General features: G+C 70.8%; 4 protein-coding genes. 2 read left to right on the forward strand and 2 right to left on the reverse strand.

The features are described 5' to 3' along the window. Together NHG85_RS14940 and NHG85_RS14945 are read left to right on the forward strand one after the other, a co-directional pair. The coding region (locus tag NHG85_RS14940; RefSeq protein ID WP_253333761.1) for an alkane 1-monooxygenase at positions 1 to 969 on the forward strand (969 nt) is incomplete at its 5' end. A 56-nt stretch (positions 970 to 1,025) separates the two neighbouring features. Continuing rightward, the gene (locus NHG85_RS14945; RefSeq protein ID WP_253333763.1) at positions 1,026 to 1,391 is read left to right on the forward strand and encodes a hypothetical protein; all 366 of its coding nucleotides are present in this window, start codon (positions 1,026 to 1,028) and stop codon (positions 1,389 to 1,391) included. 26 nt (positions 1,392 to 1,417) lie between these two features. Here NHG85_RS14945 and NHG85_RS14950 read toward each other — a convergent pair whose 3' ends face one another. Then, positions 1,418 to 1,900 (reverse strand): DUF421 domain-containing protein, encoded by a 483-nt coding sequence (locus NHG85_RS14950; protein ID WP_253333765.1) that lies wholly within the window; start codon positions 1,898 to 1,900, stop codon positions 1,418 to 1,420. Between the two features lie 33 nt (positions 1,901 to 1,933). After that, the coding region (locus NHG85_RS14955) for an exodeoxyribonuclease VII large subunit (RefSeq protein ID WP_305884602.1) at positions 1,934 to 2,333 on the reverse strand (400 nt) is incomplete at its 5' end.

Genomic DNA, 2,333 nt, shown 5'->3' on the forward strand with positions numbered 1-2,333 from the left:
TGGGCGCTCGCGGCGCCGCTGGCGCTGGCGCTGCTGACGGCGGCGCTCGACGAGATCGGCGCGCGGCTGGCACCGCCGCGACCGGGGGCGGAGTTTCCCGCCTTCGCCATGCTCAACCTAGCGATCGGCGTGGCGCATTTCGGGCTTTTAGCAGGGGTGGTCTGGGCGCTGTCTGGCGGCTGGCTCGGCCCTTTGGAGAAGGCCGGGCTCTTCGCCGCCGCCGGGCTCTGGCTCGGACAGGTGAGCAACGCCAACGCCCATGAGCTGATCCACGCCTCCGCGCGCGGCCCCCGCCGCCTCGGCGTCGCGGTCTATGTCTCGCTGCTCTTCGGCCATCATGCCTCGGCCCATCCGCTGGTGCATCACGTCCGCGTCGCCACGCCCGACGATCCGGCCACGGCACGCCGCGGCGAAGGGTTCTGGCGCTATGCGCCGCGGGCCTGGCGCGGCAGTTTCCGAGAGGGGCTGCGCATGGAGAGCGCGCGGCGGCGCGGGCATCCGCGCTGGCGCCACCCATATCTCCATTACGCGGGCGGCGCGGCGCTGGCGCTCGGCCTTTCGGCGCTGCTGACCGGCTGGCGCGGGTTTGCGGCGCATCTGGCGCTGGCGGGCTTTGCCCAATTGCAGCTGCTCCTGTCGGATTATGTCCAGCATTACGGGCTGGAGCGCGCACGCGGCCCGGATGGCCGGGTCGAGCCCGTCGGCGCGCGGCACAGCTGGAACAGCCCGCATCCCGTCTCCTCATGGATGATGCTGAACGCGCCGCGCCACTCCGATCACCACGCCCGTCCCGCCCGCCCCTACCCGGCGCTCGATCTGCCCCGGGCCGCGCCGATGCTGCCGCGCAGCCTGCCGGTGATGGCCTGGCTTGCGCTGTGGCCGCGCGGCTGGCGGCGGGTGATGGACCCGCGCGTGGCGGCTTGGCGCGCAGCCGCGCGCGAAGGGCTGGCGACAAGGGCCGCGGGATGAGAGGCTGTGGCATGAGCATTCGCCGATTCAGCGCCCCCCTCCTGCTTGCGCTTTGCATGGCACAGCCCGGCGCCGCGCAGGAGCGTGAGCCGCTCGGCGCCGAGGAGTTCGAGGCGCGGGTGGTCGGGCGCACCCTCACCTATCACAGCCGTGGCGCGCCCTACGGCATGGAACGCTATGGCCCCGACCGGCAGGTGACATGGTCCTTTCTCGACGGCCGCTGCCTCGACGGGACATGGTACCCCGAGGCCGATGCGATCTGTTTCGCCTATGAAGACGGGACAGGTCCGGAGTGCTGGCGCTTCTTCGACGAGAACGGGCGGCTGAGCGCCGAATTCGTCAACGATCCCGAGGTGCCGCAGCTCTACGAGATGCAAGACAGCGAGACGCCGCTGTCCTGCCAACCGCAGGTCGGCGTCTGAACCCGGCCCTTCGGATCGCGCGGGGCCTACTCCTTTAGCACCGAGATGGCGCCGTTGCGCTCTATATAGGCGCGCGGCACGTCCTCGATGCGCGCGTAGCCCTGCATCCGCAGCTTCTGCTCGAGATCCCGCCGCCCCATATGGGCGCGCTTCAGCACCGCCTCGTCGAGCTTGCCGTCGCGGATCACCTCGAGCGGGCGCCCCTTCACGAGGTTGGAAAACCACGTGCTGCGCATCGCCAGCTGCCCCAGCAGGACCCACAACAGGCCAAGCACCACGCAGGCCGCCAGAACCGGGCCGATCGGCGCGTTGCCGGTCAGGGCCCGGCTCAGACTGGAGCCGATCAGCAGGGTCAGGATCAGGTCGATCACCGTCGTGTCGGCGAGCGATTTGCGCGGCAGGCAGCGAAACAGCACCGTGGCAAAGACAAAGACGATGATCGCGCGCAGGCTCATCTGAAGCACGGTCAGGTCGGATGAGGCATCGCCGAGAATATTCGTGAGATCCATGTGCCCTTGTCCGATTTTGCAAGCCCGTCCAGTCTACAACAGCGTGCCCTGCTCGGGCGGCGGTGGGGCGGGCTTGGAGGCGCGTTTGGGCCGTACCCCCGATCCGGCCCGCACCCGCCCGTCGGCGAATTCGATCTCGAGCACCGCTGCCGCCTGCGCCGCCGCGACCCCGGTGACCACCGCGCCGTCGCCGCGCACCACCGCATAGCCGCGTGCCAGCGTCGCCTCGTATCCCAGCGTGTCGCGCAGCCGCTCCAGCGCCATGAGACGCTCGCGCTGCCGCTCGATCCGGGTGGTGACGAGATCGGGGCGCAGCCGCGCCGCGAGCCGGTCGAATTCACGCCGTTCGCGTTTGAGCGCGGCGTCGAGCGCCGTGGCGCTGAGCCGCAGCCCCTGCAGCCGCAGCCGCTTTTGCGCGAGCCCCGCGCGATGC

Source organism: Limimaricola litoreus (assembly GCF_024159025.1).
Classification (GTDB): Bacteria; Pseudomonadota; Alphaproteobacteria; order Rhodobacterales; family Rhodobacteraceae; genus Limimaricola; species Limimaricola litoreus.